Genomic DNA, 19695 nt, shown 5'->3' with positions numbered 1-19695 from the left:
TGGGTTGAGCGTTTTGTGGCCATACATCGGTCGTTTTGGCGCCTGCATTATGGGGTTCAGCGCGTCAAACTCAAGCCGTGAGATGCGCGCCGGGTCCATCGGCCCAAACCGCTGCGGCGGTGGTCACCGTGGCCCGCGTGGCCATAATGTGCTCTGAGGCCAGCGCACGAGACACCTATGAGCGATGACGCAGTTAAGGACCGGGGGAGCCGGGGCAAGCCCCCCACCTCCCAGAGCGGTGACCCCACCGATGCGGCCATGCGCCGCCTTCAGGCCGAGCTTGAAGAGCGCCCCCTTCGCCACACCCAGCTCCGGCCGCTCCCCTCCTCAACGATCGACGCGCAGTCCCCCGACCGCACCGACGAGGAGCGGGGCCGCCCCCGGCGCTTTCGTTATTTCGACCGCGAAAAAGGCGTGGGCCTGGCCGTGCTCAGCTACTGCTCGGTGCTCTTTGGCGTGCCTTTTTTCATCGTGCCGCTGGTGCTGCGCGACAACCCCTTTAGCCTGCACCACGCTAAAGCCGCCGGCGCCATCTACCTTTTGTGTTACGCCTTTGTGCTCCTGGCCACGCTCAACTGCGCGCTCTTCTTGCCCCTGGCGCTTGTGGCTTATATCCCTGCCCTGATTGGTATTTACCGCGCCTCGGCCGGCGTTGAAGCTGGCCAGGCCGCGCTCGGCCCCCTGGGAGAGCGCATCTTCAAATGGATTGAGGTCAAGAAGTGACGAAGACGTTGCGTAGTAAGAAGGCGAAAAAAGCCCGCGCCGAGACCATCGGCCAGATCCTCGACGAGCTCTACCCCACCACGCCGGTCCCCCTCGACCATAAAGACGCCTACACGCTGCTGGTCGCCGTGCTCCTCTCGGCCCAATGCACCGACAAACGCGTCAACATGGTCACGCCGGATCTCTTCGCGCTGGCCGACAACCCCCATGACATGGCTCGCCAGCCCGTCGACAAAATCCAGCACACCATCCGCTCCTGCGGGCTCGCCCCGACCAAAGCCAAAAACATCCTCGCCCTCTCGCATATCCTGGTCGACGAGTTCGATGGCGAGGTCCCCGGCACCCTGAAAGAGCTCACGAAGTTGCCGGGGGTGGGGCGCAAAACGGCCCAGGTCGTGCTTTCCCAGTGGTTCGACGTGCCCTCCTTTCCCGTCGACACCCACATCCACCGCCTGGCCGAGCGCTGGGGCTTGAGCAACGCCAAAAACGTCCGCCAGACCGAGGACGACCTGCGCGAGCTTTTTGACGAGTCCACCTGGAACGCTCGCCATCTGCAGATCATCTTCTACGGCCGGGAGTACTGCCCGGCGCGGGGCCACGATCTGGAGACGTGTGTGATCTGCAGGCAGATCGAGGCGGGGGAGCTTTGAGCGAGGTTGGGTAGGGCGCAAGCGGGTGGCAGAAGCCTCTATTCATATACGGCGTTTTGCAAAACCCTCCCACGCCGTAGGGGCGGGTCTTGTGCCCGCCTGGAACTCCAATTCCCTCTACGCCTCACGCGTTATCAGAACTGATCATGCGATGGGCCCGCGAACTTCTCTAAAATCCCGACACTTTTGCTATAGGGTCAGGGTTTCGTGTACCGCTCTGAGCTCGAAGGAACAGTGCCGCCTTGAGCCCGCCAACGGTCGTCTTCTCTTACACCGATGTCGGTAAGGCTGTCCGCGTTTCGTTCTCCTCAGCAGACTCCATCGATCGCGGCGAACACTTAATTATTTTTCGGAGCTCCGATGCCCCTGCGCGCCCTTACCGGTTTTAGTAGTGTTCTAATGCTTACAGCCATATCAGTGGCTCTGATGATGCCGGCAAAGGCGGACGCATGTACCACCTCGCCACCGGGAGTGTATGTCAGTCCTTATGTCACGCAGGTTGCAACAGTACCGGTCGATGGTGTTCTAGCTTTTGATGGCTTCCTCGTTGACGTGCTTCCCGAAGATGCCGCTCAGTACATAAAAATACGCGTCTTTGATTCTGAAGGTCATGCCGTGCCCGGCGGACTTCACACGCGTCTCCTTGGCCTCGACCCTGACGCGGATCGTCCGCAGCCCGTTACGACGGTCGTCGGGGTAGGGCTCCAGAGTCTGTTTATCTGGCGCCCGGATTCAGCCTTCGTTGTAGGGGAAGACTATGATGTCCAGATCGATGTCATTGAACCGGCAGAGTCGCTCCGCATTGAGTTCGAAGCTACCGAACCTATTAATGGCGAGGAATGGAACGCTCCCCTTGTATCCATTGAATCCCTGGGCGTGACGGAACGCACGGGCGGCCACACCATCTGCTGCGAGTATGAGTTTGATTCATGTGGGTATGGATCGAGGTGCTGGCACCAGAGTTATGTTTACCACCCCACGGTCGAAGCCTCTCGTCACTTCGTCGAGCCAGAGTCTCGGCAGACCTTCTACCGAATCGTTCGGGAAGACGAGGTCGTTGAGGCGCTCTGGGATCACTCGCCACGCGAAAACGCGGCTCTTTCCATCGAGTACGCTCCCGATGACGAGGGCCCCTTTTGCTTCTCTGTCGAAGCCGAGCGTCTGAGCGATGGCACGACGGCACGAAGTGCCCCTGTCTGCATCAATAAGTCGGAGATGAGCCCCTATGAGCCGCGCACGGAGCCCGTCCCGGCGCGTTCGGACTGCACAGACCAGCCCTATGTGGACAATGACCGCGACGGCCAGCCGGACGAGGACCAGAGCGGTCTCGATGAAAGCTACGGCGGCCCTGGCAGTGGGGATGGGGCTGGCGGGGATGGGAGCTCGTCGGCGTTCGATGCAATCGGCGAGGGCTGTGGGTGTGCATCGAGTCTGGGGGACTCACCAACCAACGGAGTCTGGTGGCTATTCTGGATTGTGATCGGTCTCGCGCTTCAGCGCCGCCGATGGTGCCGGTGAGGAATCTATGAATTTCATCTCGATAGGTCGGCTTCCGATCCTGGTGGTACTCGTATTGCTCCTTACTGCGACGGCGTGTGGTTCAGACATAGTTCCGAGAGAGAACAATGTCGGTGAGCCCTGGGAGTTTGAGGAGTACGTTTTCGAGGAGGAACCTCGGCTCGAAGCCCCCGAAGAGGTGGATTTTGGGCTGGTTGAGCCTGGCACCGAGGTCGCGCACACGGTCACGTTGCGAAACACGGGTAGCGCTGACCTCGAGATCTATGGGCTCTACGTGACAGAGCCTTTTGGTGTCGCGCTGGGGGGGGGAGACATGCCGCTCACCATCGCGCCGGGCGAATCCTTCGCCGTCGAGCTCACGGTGAGCGTACTCCAGGGCGAGGGAGCCACGGGTTGGTTGTATATTGCGAGCAATGACCCGCAGCTCCCTGAGCATCAAGTCAGGCTCACCGCCGAGGTGCTGCGCCTCCCCGAAGTCTGCCCGATTCCGGTCATTGAGGCTCGCCATCGGCTTCGCGGCGAGGCACGTGCACAGCCGGACGGGCGCCTTGATGGCGCCCCCCTCGACAGCATTGAGCTCAGCGCCCTGAGTAGTTTCGAGTCCGGTGGTGGCGACATCACGGCGGTGGAATGGGCGATCGTCGAGCAGCCCGCTGACGGCGCGGTTCAACTCACCTCGGGACCGTCGAGCTGGACGAACGAGCTTTTTCTCGAGCTCGCCGGCCACTATATCGTTGAGCTACACGTCTGGAACGACCGTGGCGAGCGCTCCTGCGAGCCAGCCCGCATGGAGCTGGTGGCCCTGCCCGATGCTGCGCTGCACATCCAACTCGTATGGGACACACCGCGGGATCTCGAGCGTTACGACGACCACGGCAGCGACCTCGATCTGCACGTCCTGCATCCTCTCGGCCGCTGGGGGCGGATACCCTACGACTGTTACTGGCAGAACCCTCGGCCTGCCTGGGGAGCGAGCCTCGACATCGACCGCGGCAACGGGTGGGGGCCCGAAAATATTAACCTCAACGAGCCTGAAGACGGCCTGAGCTACGGCGTCGGCGTCCATTACTTCGCCGACCGTGGCCTGGGCGATAGCTTCGCCACGGTGCGTATCTACGTCGCAGGTACACTCGCCGATGAGTTCCAGCGCGAACCCATGCGCCAGGGGCAATTCTGGCATGTTGCAAACGTGAACTGGCCGTCGGGGGAGATCGACGCGGTTGAGGATGTTTTTCGGTTCAATCCTTAAGCCAGCCCTTTGTGAGCTGTCCCCTCGATCGAGGCCGGGGAGCTTTGAGCTAAAGCCGGTGTGTCTCGACGAAGAGGTCCTGAAAGCGTGCGGGAGGCGTTCGTCACGTCACAGCGACGTCGAAATTGCCCATAAGGGGGTGTTCGTCGAATCGCAGTCGCTCAAAAATTACCCATAAGGGGGTATTCGTCGCGTTGACGAAGGGGGGCTTACGAGCTTGAGAGGGGGTTCGTTGAAGTGACGAAGGTGGGATGAAGGCATTGATGGGGTGTTCGTCACGTCAAAGCCACTCGCCGGAACCTGGCGGCGGTCGGAGCGCCCGATCCATAAACAAAAGCCATCGGATGTGCTCAGCGCCGCACCGGCACCGTAAAGAGCGTGGCCCGCTTATCATCGGTGATCGGCACATCACCGCTCACATCCACACGACCCTCCTCGGGGTGGTAGATGCCGAGACGCAGGTTGAACTCGCCATCGCGCCAGTCGCGCGGCACGTGGAAGATCTGCTCGTCGACGATGAACTGACCGGGCTTCCAGCGGTGCAGCGGGTAGAGGCCGTTGACCGGGACGTGGTCCAGGTTTTTGGTCTTATGGGGCCCGTTACCGTGCACAAAGAGCAGCCAGCCCTCGGGGATGGGCTTTAAGGCTTCAAATACATAGGTGATCGTGGCCTTGCGCCCCGGGCGCAACGCATCGGTGGAGAGGGCGTAGCCGCGGATGCGCGCAAACTCACCCAGGGTCACGTTGACCTCGTGCTCCACCGGGGGCATCGCGTCGAGGATCTTGCCGTCGAGAAGCTGCAGGCTGTGCCGCTCATGCCAGGCGTTGACCGAGGCTCGCCAGGTGTGCAGCTCCCGCTCGCGCGCGGCGTTATCGTCATGGCGCGTCAATACGGAGGTGGCCTCCAGAGGGTCGCGGCCTAAGTCAAAACGCTCGTCGGGCTGCGCGCCAAAGTGGTGGATGTATTTGTCGTCGCCGCGGATGCTGGCCATGCAGCGGCGCTCGTACCAGCAATGCGAGAAGATGGAGCGCTCCACCGGGGCCTCCCGAAGGTCAAAGCCGGGGTAGTCGGCGTCGAGATCAAAGCCGAGAAGCGAGGCGATGGTGGGCAAAAGGTCGACCTGGCTGACCGGGGGTTGCACTCGACCCGCAAGCTCGGGGAGCGCCGGGCTGTAGAGCATCATGGGGATGTGCAGCCCCTCCTCGTAGATCACGTTGTCGTGCTGGCGGCGGCCGTGTTCCCCAAAGCCCTCCCCGTGGTCGCCGACGATCACAAAGAGGGTGTCGTCGTAGAGGCCGAGCTCCTTGTACTGCGCCATCACGTTGGCCACGAAGTGGTCCACGTAGCGGATGGTGTTGTGGTAGTCGTTGAGCTCCTCATCCGGCTCAAAGTCGTGATGCCCGTAGCGCTCCGGGGCCAGATAGTCGTGGTGCGGAGTCAGGGTCAGGTAGGTCAAAAAGGTGGGGCGATGTTTTTGTTCGCTCAGCCAGGCCCGGCTGGGCTTGAGCATAATATCGTCTTCATAACCAAAATAGTTGGCCTTCTCGAAGCCGCGGGTCTCCATCTCGTTGACGGGCAAAAAGTAGTCATAGCCCATGTTGTCGATGAGCTGGCGCCGCCCCTCAAAATGCTCGGTGGCCGACTGGAAAAAGCCCGTGGCGTAGCCCTGCTCGCCAAGGAGCGCGGCCAGGCAGCGCGCCGGAAGCGCCCCCGGGTAGGACTCGGTGATGGGCATGTTCAGCCGCGGCTCGATGCCGCAGAGCGTGGCCACGAGCGCCTTGGAGGTATGCGGCACCACGGCGTGGGCGCGCTCGGCCACCAGGCTCTTCTCGGCCAGCTCCGCAAGGAAGGGCGTTGTAGCGAGTTCCGGATTATAGACCGAGGTCGAGCGGGCGCGGGTCGACTCCAGCACGATCAGCGCGACGTGCTTCGGTCTACCGGTTTCGGGGGGGGGGGATTGCACCAATGAGGCTTTTGAGAGGTCGGGACGCGCTTCAACCACCACGTCATCATCGGCGTTTAGATCAAGCGCGCTCATCCCCAGGTTCACCACCGAGGTCCGCGCAAAGGGCGCGTAGGGCTCGGCCAGGGGCGGCGTGCACGCCAGCGCGATCAGGCAAACAGACCCGGCCAACATCGCTCCGGAAGGCAAGCGCTCCTCCGGGGCCGGCTCCAGCACCTTGCCTCGCGATAAAAGCGCCGGCCCGAGCAAAAAGAAGATGACCGCCACGATCAACCCGCCCAGCGTCCACACCGGCACCTCGCTGGAGACCACGTTCCAGGTCTCGTCGAAGTTGTTGAGCGAGAACATCAACAGCGAGGCGTCCAGGGTGGAGCCGGTCGACATATAAAAATGGTGCGCCACGATCTCGACCGCCGCCACCAGCGCGGCGACCACGCCCAGCGCAAAGTGCGAGATGGTGCGAATACGTGGCGAGCGCGCGAGCCCCAGCAACGCGACACCGATGAGCGCAAAGCCCAACCCGAAGAGCAGCTCCGATTTAAAAAGATCCAGCGCGCCGAGCACTCCCTCAAGCTGCGCGCGTTTGAAGACTCGCGCGCTCTTCAGCCCCAGCAGCAAAAGAAGAATGGGCAGGGCGTTGAGCAACAAAAAGCGCCGTTGGGCTGCCAGGGTGCGGTGGTTCAGGAGGTCGAGCATGGAGGGCGTCGCGGGTGAGGGGGAAGGGGGCAGGGAGAGCATTGTGACAGGGGAGGATGTAGTCGGAAGTGGCGGGTATTTCCAGTGGGGTGGGGTGGTGGGTACGGGAACGCTCGCCATCGCGGCGGGGAGCGTCTGGGGCGTGAGCCAGATGGAGCCCGGTGTGAGCAAAAACGACCAGCAAAAGTTTGTTCGCCTCGTCGAGCGCTGGCGCGATGCCGGCATGGATTCCCGACGTTGAAGCCTCGATCGCCACCTGAGGCTGCCCCGCATAAAAAGCATTTGCTTTTGCCCCCTACCCCTTTCTAGGGTCCTCCCATCGCAACGCACCGGTGACTCCGAGCGGGTTGGGGCACACCGTGTCGGTCGTGGGGACCGAATACCTGTACCTTTGATGGTCACTGAAATTTTTTGGAGGAGCGCCACCATGAGCGAAAAACCGACGATTCTGGCCACTTGCCCCTCGTGCATGTCGCACGTGCGTGTGGAGCGCGACGCGCCCAAGGCCGAGTGTCCTTTCTGTTCGACGGCGTTCGGGCCGCAAGAGTCGCGGCAGTCACGTGGCACGGTCGCGCGCCTGGCGCAGCGGACCACGGGCATCGCGGCCGCCTCGGCGCTCAGCCTCACCCTCCTCGGGGCCTGTGGCGGCGAGGACGTCGACGATCCCTCGCCGGACGTCGAGCAGGAAGATGCAGGTGATACGGGTGATGCCTGGGATGTCCCCGACGAGAACCTTGAGGGCGACGTCTACGGCGTGCCCGGCGATGTCGAGGACGCCGGTCCCGAGCCCGGTGATGGTGAGGTCGACGAGGGCCTCTAAGGCATCGTGTGAGCGCCCGGTTCCCGCAGAACCGGGCGCTTTTTTCTTCTGCTGAAGATGCTGAATATGTGTTGGAGGAGCGCCACGATGGGCGACAAAAAGACATTGCTGGTTATTTGCTCGGAGTGTGCCACGCACGTGCGGACGGAGCGCGACGCCGCGCAGGTGACGTGTCCCTTTTGTGAGACCGAGAATGACCTGTCGGCACTGAAAATTTTTGAGAAACCCAATTCCAGCCCCAGCCCCGAAGCACACATCCCCTTCCCCGAGACGATGTCGCTCTACGGCGTGCCCGCCGATCTTGAGCGAATGCTTCGCCCGACCGACCCTCTCTTTGACACCGATACGGACCCTTTCGCCGAGACCGACACGGATAAGGATGGCGATGACGACGATAACGACTAAGCCCCGAGCACGACGCCCGGTTCGCGCAGTAACGCCTGAAGATCTGGAGCGGGGCACGCCCCTCTACTGCGTCTGGGAAATCACCCTGGCCTGCGACCTCGGGTGCCGACACTGCGGCTCCCGCGCCGGCAAAGCGCGCCCGGACGAGCTCAGCACGAAGGAGTGCCTGGAGGTTGTCGATCAGCTCGCAAAACTCGGCATTCGCGAGGTCACGCTGATCGGCGGTGAAGCCTATTTGCGCGAGGATTGGCCCGAGATCGCTGCCGAGATCACCCGCCAGGGCATGGTCTGCAGCATGACCACCGGCGGGCGAGACCTGAGCGCGGAGCGGGTGGAGCAGGCGGTGGCGTCGGGCATCAAGCTCATCTCGGTGTCGCTCGACGGGCTGCAGCAGACCCACGACGCGTTGCGCGGTCGAAAGGGCGCCTTTGAGAGCGCGCTGGCGTCAGCGAAACGTATTGCCGACTCACCGATTCGCCTGGGCGCCAACACGCAGATCAACCGCCTCTCCTTGCCGGAGCTCCCGGCGCTTGTGGATGTGCTGGTGGAGCTGGGCATCAACGCCTGGCAGATTCAGCTCACCGTGCCGATGGGGCGCGCCGCCGACCGCCCCGAGCTTCTCTTGCAACCCTACGACCTGCTCGAGGTCTTTCCGCTCCTGGCCTACCTCAAGTCCACCAAACTCACCCCCAACGGCATCGGGCTCTACCCGGGCAACAACATCGGGTATTTCGGGCCTTACGAGCAGCTTCTGCGCTTTCGCGGCGAAGAGGGTGTGCATTGGAGTGGATGCTCGGCGGGCAAGTGGTCGATCGGGCTGGAGGCTGACGGCAAGATCAAGGGTTGCCCCTCACTTCCCACCCAGCATTATACCGGCGCGAACGTGCGCGACTTAAGCATCGCCGAGACGGTCGCGACCACGCCGGAGCTCAAATACCTGCGCGAGCGTACCGTCGAGGACCTCTGGGGCTACTGCCGCACCTGCTATTACGCCGCCGAATGCAAGGCGGGGTGTTCCTGGACCTCGCACAGCCTTCTGGGCAAGACGGGCAACAACCCCTACTGCATCCACCGGGCGATGGATTTTGAGCGCCGCGGTCAGCGCGAGCGGGTCGTCAAGGTGGAGGGCGCCAGCGGAAAACCTTTTGATACCGGGCGTTTTGAGATCGTGGTCGAAGACCTCGAAGAGCGCGCCCCGCTGGAGCTGCGCACCATCCTGGGCCGCAGCCAGGAGGAGGTCGCCTCGCTGACGGGCGACGCGCCCAGCATCTGGAGTCTGGAGCATATTCGGGCGGCGCTCAAAAGCCGCTGAGTGTTTTTCAGGCTTTTCACTTTCAAACCCTCAAATCCCCGATCGGCCAGTCGTTATGCGCTTCGACGCCTCTGTTTTAAAACAAAACAGAGGTGTCGGAGCGCCCGACACCTCTGTTTTGAAATGAAAGAGGTGTGTCGGAGCGCCCGACACCTCTGTTTTGAAATGAAAGAGGTGTGTCGGAGTGCTCGAAGCACGATCCGCCGGTTAAAACAGTCGTGTCGTCCGCCCCCCGGCCTCATGTTCGGATTGAAACTGGCGAGTCGTTCGGTCCGACACCTCATGTTCAGAATGAAACTGGCGCGTCGTTCGGTCCGACGCCTCATGTTCGGATTGAAAAGGGCGTACCGTTCGGTCCGACGTGCCTGTTTCAAGTGGGGAGCGCCGCGTCGTTCGGTCCGACGGGCCTGTTTCAAGTCGGGAGCGCCGCGTCGTTCGGTCCGACGGGCCTGTTTCAAGTGGGGGGTGACGCGTCGTTCGGTCCGATACTTCTGTTTTAACTGCGAAGAGACGCGTCGACCGCTTCGACGCGCCTGTTTCACTCCTCGTCGGCCTTCTCAACTTCGGGGGCGTAGGCAGTCAGCGCCTCTTCGCGCTCGCGCAGCCACTCCAGACGCTGCCCCGTGATAAAGCGGTAAATCTCCGCCGTCTCCGGCTCCTCGCCAGATACATCCACGGCGTCGATCGGGTCCTCGCGCCAGCGCACCAGGCGCCGGATGCCGTGGATGCGGTCGTCGAAGTAATAGAGATCGTCGGTGCGGGTGCCGATCATCTTAAAGGTCTCTTCGCCGCGTTTGGCCGCCTCGGGGATGTAGAAGAGCGAGTGCATCACGTCTTTCTGCGGGGACTCTCCTCTGGCGAGCGCGGGTACGAGGGTCTCGCCGAGCCAGTCTTCGCGGGGCTCAAGATCCAGGAGGTTGGCCAGGGTGGGGAGCACGTCGATGTGGCCGGTGAGCCCGTCGATGCGCTCTCCGCGACCGAAGGGGGCCTGGATGATGAGCGGGATGTGGGTAGGGCGAGTGTAGATGGAGAAGTCGTGGTGCTCGCGGGGGTGGTTTTTGTCAAAAGCTTCGCCGTGGTCGGAGGTGAAGACCATCACGTAATCCTCGGGTTTCCAGCGGGCCTCGACGGCTGCGAAGAGGCGCTTCCAGCTCTGGTCGGCGAACCAGAGCTCGCTCTCGAAGCGCTCCATGTTGCTCTTGCCCTCGCCGAAGACTTTCGCGTCTTTGGGGATCTCGTAGGGGCCGTGGTGGTCGTAGTAGTGGACCCAGAGGGCCAGGGGGCGCTCGTCGTCGTGTTCTTCGATGATCTCGATGGCGCGATCGGTGAGCGCGGGGGAGGTGTGGCCGCGATCGTCGGCTTTTTTGTAGGTCTGCGTGTCAAACTCCTCAAAACCCAGGGCGTAGCCGCGCCAGCGCACGAAGTAGCGGTTTCCGGGGATGTGCACCGTGCGGTAGCCCGCGTCGCGCAGCATGGTGCCCAGGGTGACTTCGTCGGAGGCGTAGGGGTAGGGGTGCACGCGGCGGTTGGTCATGCGCACCATGCTGTTCATTTTGCTGGTGACCAGCCCGGGCATCGACAGGCGCGTGGACGTGCTGTTGGAAAACGCCGTCTCAAAGACGGTGGCGCGCTCGGCCCACTCGGCCAGGTTCGGGGTGGTCTCGCGCGCGTAGCCGCCGACGGTGGTGTGTTTGAACGAGAGGGCGTCGGTGGTCACCAGGATGATGTTGGGGCGGCGGTTGATGCCCTCGGGGGGCTCGACGCGTTTGGGGCCGGGGCCGAAGTCGGCCACATCGTACGTGAGGTCTTCGCCGGAGCAGTTCTGGTCGATGCCATCGTTGGGCGTCTCGACCTGGTGGGGGCCGCGCGAGGCGTCGAAGGGGGCGCAGTCGCCGCCGGCGTAAAGCGAGAGCGCGCCGTCGTCGTCAAAATCCAGGGGGCCGGCCAGCGCGCTGTAGAGGTGGCTGGCAATCGCGGGCTTGTCGCTAAAGGAGCTGCGCGCGCGTTCCATCGCCCGCGGCATCAGGGGCGAAAAGAGGCTCAGGAGCACGAGCGCTGCGGGCAACGCGCGCATCAGCGGGGTCTTGAGCGCCGGACGTGCCTGCAAAAGCCGCCAGGCAAGGGGCAGGGCGGCCAGCCCAGCGCATCCGGTGGCCACATAGCTCCAGGGCAGCACCTTGAGGGTGCCCGGGCCCACGAGCGGCATCGCCAGAGCGATGAGCGCCCCGCCGGCCAGCAGCGCCGGCAACCAGAGATCGGCGCGCAGGATAAGGCGACCCACCGGGTGCTCCGTGACCCGGGCGATCAGCCGACGCACGAGCAGGACCATTGGCGAGCTCATCGCAAAGATCGCAGCCCCGGCGCCGGCCGAGAGCAGCGCGCCGAGCAGTGCCCCCATCCAGGGGGTGGCGATGCGCCCGTCGAGCTTCAGGCTGATTAGGGTCGTTATGGCCAGCCAGGCGCCAAGCAGCACCGGCGCGCTCAGGAGCCACGCCACGATGTTGAGCGGCGCAGGCGCGCGCTCTTTCCAGAGCCCGGCCCAGCCCCGCGCGACCACCACGCCCAACCCGGCCCCCAGGAGTACGAGCGGCCCGGCCACGCCCAGGTGCGTCGGCAGCATCCACAGCGTCACGGTGGGCTCGCTCAACGTGAGCGCCAGGGCCTCCAGGCTCAGCGCGATCACGCCGGCCAGTAGCAACGAGAGAAAAGCAACGCGGGAGGTGTCGGTGGGCATAGAACGTCGGTGAGGCGGTGGGGAGGAAAGGGCGAGCACGTCACAGAAACAAGGTGGCGCATGGCATAGCGCAGGAAGGGGGCGCAGGGAAAGGGCATCGACCATGTCCCGGGTTTCGTGGCGAAACCGGCGCGACGCGTCAGGCAGGCGCCGGTTGATCCCGGGCATGACCCCCGGCCGCGCGGGATCGTGTCTTTACCCGGCGCTTGAATTCCCACTACGCTCCAACGTCAGCGATCCACATGAATCATTCCCCTGACCGACTGGCGAGCAGAGAGGGAGGTACGCAGTGCGAGATGCAGTAGCAATACACATGATGGCGATGGTGGTGGGGGCGTGCGTGCTAAGCATGAGCGCGCCGGCCGCAGCCCAGCAGGCCCGCTCGGGCTATAAGGGCTGGAAAGCCCCCAATCGCGCCAGCATCCCGGTGCAGGTGGGCGTGGGGCCGGCCGGGGTGATGGTGGGCTCTCCCTCGCTCTCCAGCGGTTATGGGGGCGATGTGTACGAGGACCAGCCGGTGCATTTCGGGGTGCGCATCGATCTGGAGGCGGTGATCACCTCCGATCTGGTGCGGGAGCATCCGAAGCTGGTGCCCCGGCAGTACCGCAATCGGCTGCTGGCGGCCGGGGAGGTACGCTACCGGCCGGGGATCGCTGCGATTTTGCCGCGCTCGGTCTATTTCTCGCCGAAGATCTGGGATACGGGGATGTACGGCGCGACCTGGTCGCTGCTGGGCGCGGGCCTTGCGCTCAGCCCCAGCCCCTTTCGCGTGAGCCTGGGCGCCTCGATCATCGGGACCGCGTTGTTTATGCACTCCGACACGCTGCCCTCGCCGACCTTCTTCGTTCGCCCGGGCATCGACATCACCCTGGATTTTGAGATTCAGGCCGCGCGCGACTTCGGGCTGAGCTTCGGGTGGTCGTCGATGCTGCACCTGCCGCAGCCGGTGGGGGGCTCGGTGCTGGAGATGGGGAGCTTCGACGAAAGTTCGATCTGGCATATCGGGCAGTTTTATGTGCAGGGGAACTTCAGGTTTCCCTATCACGTCACGTACCGGTGATTCTTCGTTAAGGGAGGACGGGGATGGGTTGGTGAGCTTGAGAGGGATCTCGGGCTCGATCTCGGACGCGATCTCGGTCTCGAACCCGGGTGTCATGGGCACCGACAAGGGGTGCCCCTACGGTTGGGAGGAGGCGTGCTTCCACGCAAGGACCTCACGAATCGACCCACAGCGCGAACCCCGGCGCCCCACAACCACCTAACCCCTTAACCACCTGACCACAAAACGCGCCCCCCCTCGCCACACCCGAACCTCCCCACAGCGCGAACCCCGGCGCCCCACAACCACCTAACCCCGTAACCACCCAACCACAAAACGCGCCCCCCCTCGCCACACCCGAACCTCCCCACAGCGCGAACCCCCCAGCCCCCCCACTCACTTCGCATTCTTATGGTACGGATTCGGCGAGGGCCCCTCCGCCTGCGTGGCCTTCCTCCGCGCCTCAGCCTCCGCATCAAGCCCGGGAGGTCGCGGGATCACCTCGTTTTCGCCAGGCTGGTAGAAGCGCTGGTTCTGGAGGTCTTCGGGCAGATACGACTCCCCGGCCACGTAGTTGCCGGAGAAGTTATGGGGGTATTTGTAGCCGCGGCCGTGGCCGAGGTTGGCCATGAGTTTGGTGGGGGCGTTGAGCAGGTGTTTGGGGAGGGGCAGGTTGCCGGTCTGCTGGAGGGCTTTGCGGGCGGCGGCGTAGGTGGTCAGGGCGCTGTTGGATTTGGGGGCGCAGGCCAGATAAATCACCGCCTGCGTCATCGGCAGCACGCCCTCGGGCATGCCCATAAAACGAAAAGCCTCGGCGGCGTCGAGGGCTACGCGCAGGGCGTTCGGGTCGGCGTTGCCGATGTCTTCGCTGGCGAAGATGACCATGCGGCGCAGTACAAAGAGCGGATCTTCGCCGCCCTCGAGCATGCGGACCATGTAGTAGACGGCGGCGTCGGGGTCGGAGCCGCGCATGCTTTTGATAAAGGCGCTGACGGTGTTGTAGTGGGCGTCGCCGGCCTTGTCGTAGCGGATGACGCGCTGTTGGGCGGCCTCCTCCACATCGGGGTGCTCGATGGTGGTGCTGCCCCGGGCTGCGGCGAAGGTGGCGGCGAGCTCCAGGGTGTTGAGGGCGGCGCGGGCGTCGCCTTCGGCGACGTTGAGCAGGGCGCCCAGCGCGTCGTCGCTCAGGGCCTCGGGCTCAAGGCCCAGGCCGCGGGAGCTGTCGGTGAGGGCCTGGCGGAGGATGCGCTCGAGCGCTGCCTCGTCGAGCGCTTCCAGCACAAGGGTGCGGCAGCGCGAGAGGAGCGCGGCGTTGACCTCGAAGCTCGGGTTTTCGGTGGTGGCGCCGATCAGCGTGACCGTGCCCTGCTCCACGTGCGGCAGGAGCGCGTCTTGCTGGGCCTTATTAAAGCGGTGGATCTCGTCGACGAAGAGCACCGTGGTCTGGCCGAGCATGCGCCGAAGGTCGCCGGCCTGCTCGACGGCCTGGCGGATGTCTTTGACGCCGCCGCTGACCGCAGAGAGGGGCGCAAGCTGCGCGCCGACCTCGTCGCTCAAGATCTTGGCGAGGGTCGTCTTGCCGCAACCGGGCGGTCCCCAGAGAATCAGGCTTGGGAGGCGCCCCCGGGAGAGCGCGCTGGCCAGGAGTTTGCCCTCGGCCAGCAGGTGGCGCTGGCCCACAAAGGCTTCGAGCGTGGACGGGCGCATGCGCTCGGCCAGCGGGCGCCGGGCGTTGGGGCTGCTCATCGTGCTGCTCGATGGCAAGAGGGAGGGGAGGGCGTCTCAGACGCTCTTGGCTGGCGAGATGTTGCCGCCGGAGACCGTGGGAAGCTGACGCCCGGAGACGCGGTAGCTTTTGAGCACGCCGTGCTCTTCCATCAGCTTTTTGCGCGTGGCGCGGCAGTCGGCGTGGTTGAAGGGAAGATCGGGATGCGCCTCACGCACCTTCGCCTCCAGGTGCTGCGGCAGGTCGATGAACGAGGTCTTGTAGGACTCGCACATCGGGCAGTTTTGCTTGGGCTGGCCGCCTTCGTACACGAAGGCGCAGTTTTTACAGGTCCACAAAAGCGCCTGCATAAAGGGCTGGTAGCTCGTCACGGTCACACCTACTTCAAAACGTTGAAATCGTTGAAATCGTTGGCCTGCGTTGACCCGCAGAGGATGGAGACGCCCGGGGGGTCATTCCCCTGGCGAGTCGGGGCAGTCTAGTCTGGAACGCAGGTATTGGGAAAGGGCCTGCTGCATGGAGTCGGGCATCTTCGCCTGGAGGACCTCTTTGCACATCGGCCCGGTGCGTTTGTAGCTCTTTAAGAAGTCGACGCAGGGCGGGCAAAACGCCAGATGCTCCTCGAGGTGGGCGCGCTCGTCGTCGGCGAGCTCTCCTTCGAGGTAATCCGTCAAAAGATCAACGAGCTTTTGACACTTCATAGGTCGACTCCCTGGCACATGGGGCAGATCAAAGGGCCTGCGCGTCGGCGCAGCAGACTACTGATCGAGGTACTTGTCGAGGAAGATGCCCAGCTTCTTGCGGGCGTCCTCGGGAATGGCTTCGGCCGGCGTCATGATGCCGAACTGCAAGGCGCGGCCGGCCTCGCACTCCTCTTCGCGCTCCAGCGGGATGGCCGGGATGACGCGTTGGAGGATGCGGCGCACGTTGGCGACGTTCTGTTTGATGATCGCCATCACGTTAGTAACGTCCACCTCGTCGTCATCCTTCCAGCAGTCGTAATCGGTGGAGAGGGCGATGGTGGCGTAGCAGAGCTCGGCCTCGCGCGCCAGCCGGGCCTCGGGCATCGCGGTCATGCCGATGAGCGAGGCGCCCCAGGAGCGGTGCAACTCGCTCTCGGCGCGGGTGCTAAAGGCCGGGCCTTCCATACACACGTAGGTGCCCTCGGTGTGGCAGGGCACGCCTTCGGCTTTGACGCACTCGATGAGCACCTCGCGCAGCATCGGATCGAAGGGGTAGGTCAGGTTCACGTGCACAGCGAGCTCATCGAAGAGCGTGTTGGCGCGGCGGTAGGTCTTGTCGATGATGTTGTCGGGGATGACCACATGCCCCGGCACGATCGCTTCTTTAAGCGAGCCCACCGCGCTGACGGTCACAACCCAGAAGACGCCCAGGCTTTTCAGCGCCCAGATGTTGGCGCGGTAGGGCACCGTGGAGGGGTTGTACTCGTGGTTTTTGCCGTGGCGCGGCAAGAAGGCTACGCGGCGACCGTCGAGCTCACCGATGAGGATCGGCGCGCTGGGCATGCCGAAGGGGGTCTCGATGGTGCGCTCTTCGATGACCTTGAGGCCGTCGAGCTCATAGAGGCCGCTGCCGCCGATGATGGCGATGGGGACGCGAAGATCGTTGGTGCCCGTAGACATGGTACTCCCTTCAGACGGTGAGAGGTCGCGGTGGGTGTCGCCTGTGGCGAGCACCGCGACGCCGTTGAGATGCGAAGCGCCGGAGGCGCGTTTCAAAGTTTTCGATGCCGGCGCAAAGCGTGGCGCGTTGCTAAACGCGCGCAGAGCGCGCGAGGCGACCGGCTGCGAAAGCAGCCGGTCGCCTCGGTACTTACAACAGGCAGCCATGGTCGAAAAGTGGCGACTTAGGCGGCCTGTGTAGCTCAGCTGTGCGCGTTAGCGGGTGTAGCGCTCCGAGCTGTTCACGAACTGGCAGAGCGAGGCGACGATGGCGCCGGTGCGGATCACCTCATCGATCTGCTCTTTGGTCACGTCTTGGTTGACGGCCTCCTGAATATGGCCGGAGACGCAGCTCGAGCAGCCGTTGGCGGTGCTGATCATCAGGTTGACCAGCTCGGCAAAGGCCTTGCCCAGGGTGGGGCGCATGAAGAGGGTGGCGCGCAGCCCGGGGTTGAATCCCTCAAAGGCGTCGGTCGCCGCCAGCGAGCGGAACTTGTAGTAGAGGTTAAACGAGGTGGAGGTCGCCGCGATGCCCAGCGCCTCGTGGATCTGCTCGTCGTTAAAACCCTGCGCGCGGGCGCGATCGGCAAAGAATTGCGCCACGTCCTGGTTGCCCCAGTGCGCCGCGGCCACCGCTGCGAGCAGCACCTTGGTCTTGGACTGCAGCCCGCCGTCGGAGAAGACGCCTTTGTCGAGGTTCATGAAGACGTCTTTCAAGAAGAGCGGCGCGTTGGCCAGCACGCGCAGCCAGTCCGGGGCGTCGCCTTCGATGTTCAGCTTGGTCAGAGCGCGATCAAAGACCTTTTTCTGGTCGTCGTTCATCGCCTCATCATTCAGTACGGGAAGCCAGCTCATAGAATCTCCGGGGTTGGTGGCGCGCGTCCCTCATGGGGCAGGGCGCGCTCAGGTAGGAAGGCAGCTCGGGGGGCAAGGTGGGGACCGCAGTGGGGCGGTCAACCCGGGTGGGGCGTTTGAATCTTAAGAAAAAGGGCGGCCCCACAAGAGGCCGCCCTTTGACGCGTCGCGGCAGGTGCGCGGCGGGATTAGAGCTTGATGGTGTCCTGGCCCTTCTCCCAACCGCAGGCGCAGAGCTCATCGGTCTGCAGGGCGTCGAGCACGCGCAGGGTCTCGGAGACGCTGCGGCCGACGTTGCGGTCGTTGATGTTGAGGAAGCGCACGTTGCCTTCCGGGTCGATGATGAAGGTGCCGCGCTCGGCCACGCCGTCGCCTTCGTGCAGCACGCCGTAGTCGGCGGCCATCTTCTTGGTGACGTCAGCGAAGAGCGGGTACTTCAGGTCGCCCAGGTCATCGTGGCTCTTCACCCAGCCCAGGTGGCTGTAGGCGGTGTCGGTGGAGCCGCCCAGCAGCACGGCGTCGCGATCTTCGAATTCGTCGATGGCGTTGTTGAACTCCACCAGCTCGGTCGGGCACACGAAGGTGAAGTCCATCGGGTAGAAGAAGAGCACGACCCACTGGCCGGCGTAATCGGCCAGGCTGATTTCTTTGATCTCACGGCCAACGAGCGCGCTGGTGGTGAATTCGGGGGCTTTCTGTCCGAGCTTGAGCATGTTCTTACTCCGTGTGCTGCAAAACGTGTGTGATGCGGGCTTGATGCCTCCGGCGCGAAAAAACGCGGTCGAGGCGCGAACTTGGCGACTAGATAAGGAAGGCGTCGGGGGCTGTCAACCCCCAGCCGGGGGATCTTCGCCCGGGGGACCCCGGGCAGATTGTCGCAGTGGTGGCGGGCGCAAGGTTTGCGCGCATGTGTTTTATAAGTGGCTGATTTTTAAGGGGGTTTGGTGCGTGTTTTGCGCGGGGTATGCTGGCGCAATAAGGCAGGTCGCCGCGCGCGCGATGGGAGGGGAGGCAGTGCAGGGGCGCACCGGCGCGCTTGCGCAAATCGGGCGCGGTGACTAAGTGTGAGCGCAGGTTTTCAACGCTTTGAACGTCTTTTTTAACCCCCATCGATGAGGCTTCTCCATGACGCATATGCCCCTGACCCACCTCTCCGAAGATGAGGCGATCTTTCGCGACGCCGTGGCGTCTTTTGCCAAAAGCGCCATCGCCCCCAAAGTTCACGCGATGGACAAGGCCCAGCAACTCGACCAGGAGCTCATCAAGCAGTGTTTTGAGATGGGGCTGATGGGCATCGAGGTGCCCGAGGAGTACGGCGGGGCGGGGAGCTCGATCATGACCGCGATCCTCGCCATTGAGGCGCTGGCCACCGTCGACCCGAGCGTCTCGGTCTTTGTCGACGTGCAGAACACGCTTGTGAACAACGCGATCCTGCGCTGGGCCAATGAGGAGCTCAAGCAGAAGTATTTTCCCAAAATGTGCTCGGAGTGGGTGGGAAGCTACGCGCTGAGCGAGTCGGGCAGCGGCTCCGACGCGTTTGCGCTCTCGACGCGCGCGGTTGACCGCGGCGACCACTGGGAGATCAACGGCTCCAAGCTCTGGATCACCAACGGCGCGGAGGCCAACCTCTACATCGTCTTTGCCAACGTCGATCCGGACGCGGGCTACCGGGGCATCACGGCCTTTCTGGTCGAGCGCGACTTCGAGGGCTTCTCGGTCGGCAAGAAGGAAGACAAGCTGGGCATCCGCGCCTCCTCCACCGTCGAGCTGCTCTTTGAGAAGTGCAAAGTCCCCAAAGAGAACGTGCTCGGCGAAGTGGGCAAGGGCTACAAGGTTGCGATTGAGACCCTGAACGAAGGTCGCATCGGCATCGGCGCCCAGATGGTGGGTCTTGCCCAGGGCGCGCTCGACGCCGCGCTGGAGTACATCCAGGAGCGTGAGCAGTTTGGAAAGTCGATTGCCAGCTTCCAGGGTGTGCAGTTCCAGTACGCGCAGATGGCCACCGAGATCGAGGCCGCCCGCCTGATGGTCTACAACGCCGCTCGCCTCAAAGACGCCGGACTGCCCTTTGTGAAAGAGAGCGCGATGGCCAAGCTCTTCAGCAGCCAGGTCGCCGAGCGCGTCTCCTCGAAAGCCGTCGAGCTCTTCGGTGGCGTGGGCTTTACCACCGAGTACCCGGCCGAGAAGTTCTTCCGCGACGCCAAGATCGGGGCGATCTACGAAGGCACCTCGAACATGCAGCTGCAGACCATCGCCAAGATGCTCGTGCGCTGATGCTGCACCTGACAGACCGCCTTTGAAGGCAAAAATAAAACCCGGGAG

General features: G+C 63.6%; 18 protein-coding genes. 10 read left to right on the top strand and 8 right to left on the bottom strand.

The features are described from left to right. The first annotated feature begins 177 nt into the window (after positions 1-177). The 4 genes from FRC98_RS19870 to FRC98_RS19855 all read left to right on the top strand — a co-directional run bounded on the left by FRC98_RS19870 (position 178) and on the right by FRC98_RS19855 (position 4140). On the top strand, positions 178-723 hold the full coding sequence (locus tag FRC98_RS19870) for a DUF4870 domain-containing protein (RefSeq protein ID WP_146983285.1): 546 nt from the start codon (positions 178-180) through the stop codon (positions 721-723). After that, the gene (gene nth / locus FRC98_RS19865; protein WP_230467839.1) at positions 720-1373 is read left to right on the top strand and encodes an endonuclease III; all 654 of its coding nucleotides are present in this window, start codon (positions 720-722) and stop codon (positions 1371-1373) included. The genes FRC98_RS19870 and nth overlap by 4 nt, the downstream gene beginning before the upstream one ends. Positions 1374-1733: 360 nt before the next feature. Beyond that, complete coding sequence (locus FRC98_RS19860) at positions 1734-2891, top strand: hypothetical protein (protein ID WP_146983283.1); 1158 nt, start codon at positions 1734-1736, stop codon at positions 2889-2891. Between the two features lie 7 nt (positions 2892-2898). Continuing rightward, positions 2899-4140 (top strand): DUF2135 domain-containing protein, encoded by a 1242-nt coding sequence (locus FRC98_RS19855; RefSeq protein WP_146983282.1) that lies wholly within the window; start codon positions 2899-2901, stop codon positions 4138-4140. 350 nt (positions 4141-4490) lie between these two features. Here the strand turns inward: FRC98_RS19855 and FRC98_RS19850 are convergent, their stop codons facing one another. Continuing rightward, on the bottom strand, positions 4491-6800 hold the full coding sequence (locus tag FRC98_RS19850) for an LTA synthase family protein (RefSeq protein WP_230467838.1): 2310 nt from the start codon (positions 6798-6800) through the stop codon (positions 4491-4493). Between the two features lie 43 nt (positions 6801-6843). On the opposite strand from FRC98_RS19850, the gene FRC98_RS21850 reads away from it, so the two are divergent. From FRC98_RS21850 to FRC98_RS19840, 4 genes are all read left to right on the top strand, one after another. Beyond that, a complete protein-coding gene (locus FRC98_RS21850) occupies positions 6844-7041 on the top strand; it encodes a hypothetical protein (RefSeq protein WP_230467837.1) in 198 nt (65 codons plus the stop codon). 186 nt (positions 7042-7227) lie between these two features. Next, on the top strand, positions 7228-7620 hold the full coding sequence (locus FRC98_RS21845; RefSeq protein ID WP_230467836.1) for a hypothetical protein: 393 nt from the start codon (positions 7228-7230) through the stop codon (positions 7618-7620). Positions 7621-7707: 87 nt separating this feature from the next. Beyond that, on the top strand, positions 7708-8025 hold the full coding sequence (locus FRC98_RS19845) for a hypothetical protein (RefSeq protein ID WP_146983278.1): 318 nt from the start codon (positions 7708-7710) through the stop codon (positions 8023-8025). After that, positions 8006-9337, top strand: coding sequence for a radical SAM/SPASM domain-containing protein (locus tag FRC98_RS19840; RefSeq protein ID WP_230467835.1), 1332 nt, complete (start codon positions 8006-8008; stop codon positions 9335-9337). Before FRC98_RS19845 ends, FRC98_RS19840 begins: the two co-directional genes overlap by 20 nt. Before the next feature lie 538 nt (positions 9338-9875). Here FRC98_RS19840 and FRC98_RS19835 read toward each other — a convergent pair. Continuing rightward, complete coding sequence (locus FRC98_RS19835; protein WP_146983275.1) at positions 9876-12071, bottom strand: sulfatase-like hydrolase/transferase; 2196 nt, start codon at positions 12069-12071, stop codon at positions 9876-9878. Between the two features lie 289 nt (positions 12072-12360). Between FRC98_RS19835 and FRC98_RS19830 the strand changes: the two genes are divergently transcribed. Continuing rightward, entirely contained in the window at positions 12361-13131 is a 771-nt protein-coding gene (locus FRC98_RS19830) for a hypothetical protein (RefSeq protein ID WP_146983273.1), read from the top strand. 375 nt (positions 13132-13506) lie between these two features. Here FRC98_RS19830 and FRC98_RS19825 read toward each other — a convergent pair whose 3' ends face one another. From FRC98_RS19825 to FRC98_RS19800, 6 genes are all read right to left on the bottom strand, one after another. Continuing rightward, the gene (locus tag FRC98_RS19825; protein ID WP_146983272.1) at positions 13507-14856 is read right to left on the bottom strand and encodes a replication-associated recombination protein A; all 1350 of its coding nucleotides are present in this window, start codon (positions 14854-14856) and stop codon (positions 13507-13509) included. A gap of 36 nt (positions 14857-14892) precedes the next feature. After that, entirely contained in the window at positions 14893-15207 is a 315-nt protein-coding gene (locus FRC98_RS19820) for a rubredoxin-like domain-containing protein (RefSeq protein ID WP_146973487.1), read from the bottom strand. An 81-nt stretch (positions 15208-15288) separates the two neighbouring features. Beyond that, positions 15289-15537 (bottom strand): anti-sigma factor family protein, encoded by a 249-nt coding sequence (locus tag FRC98_RS19815; protein ID WP_146983270.1) that lies wholly within the window; start codon positions 15535-15537, stop codon positions 15289-15291. 57 nt (positions 15538-15594) lie between these two features. Then, positions 15595-16479, bottom strand: a complete 885-nt coding sequence (mtnP, locus tag FRC98_RS19810) for an S-methyl-5'-thioadenosine phosphorylase (protein WP_146983268.1) — start codon at positions 16477-16479, stop codon at positions 15595-15597. 255 nt (positions 16480-16734) lie between these two features. Further along, positions 16735-17373: a carboxymuconolactone decarboxylase family protein gene (locus FRC98_RS19805; protein WP_146983267.1), complete on the bottom strand. Its 639-nt coding sequence runs from the start codon at positions 17371-17373 to the stop codon at positions 16735-16737. A gap of 188 nt (positions 17374-17561) precedes the next feature. Further along, the gene (locus tag FRC98_RS19800) at positions 17562-18086 is read right to left on the bottom strand and encodes a peroxiredoxin (RefSeq protein WP_146973483.1); all 525 of its coding nucleotides are present in this window, start codon (positions 18084-18086) and stop codon (positions 17562-17564) included. Positions 18087-18498: 412 nt separating this feature from the next. On the opposite strand from FRC98_RS19800, the gene FRC98_RS19795 reads away from it, so the two are divergent. Next, positions 18499-19647: an acyl-CoA dehydrogenase gene (locus FRC98_RS19795; protein ID WP_146983265.1), complete on the top strand. Its 1149-nt coding sequence runs from the start codon at positions 18499-18501 to the stop codon at positions 19645-19647. The last annotated feature ends 48 nt before the right edge of the window (positions 19648-19695 follow it).

Origin of the sequence: Lujinxingia vulgaris, assembly GCF_007997015.1 — a bacterium.
Taxonomy (GTDB): Bacteria; Myxococcota_A; Bradymonadia; order Bradymonadales; family Bradymonadaceae; genus Lujinxingia; species Lujinxingia vulgaris.
Note: the sequence above shows the minus strand (reverse complement) of the source record. Positions and strands in the feature narration are given on the sequence as shown.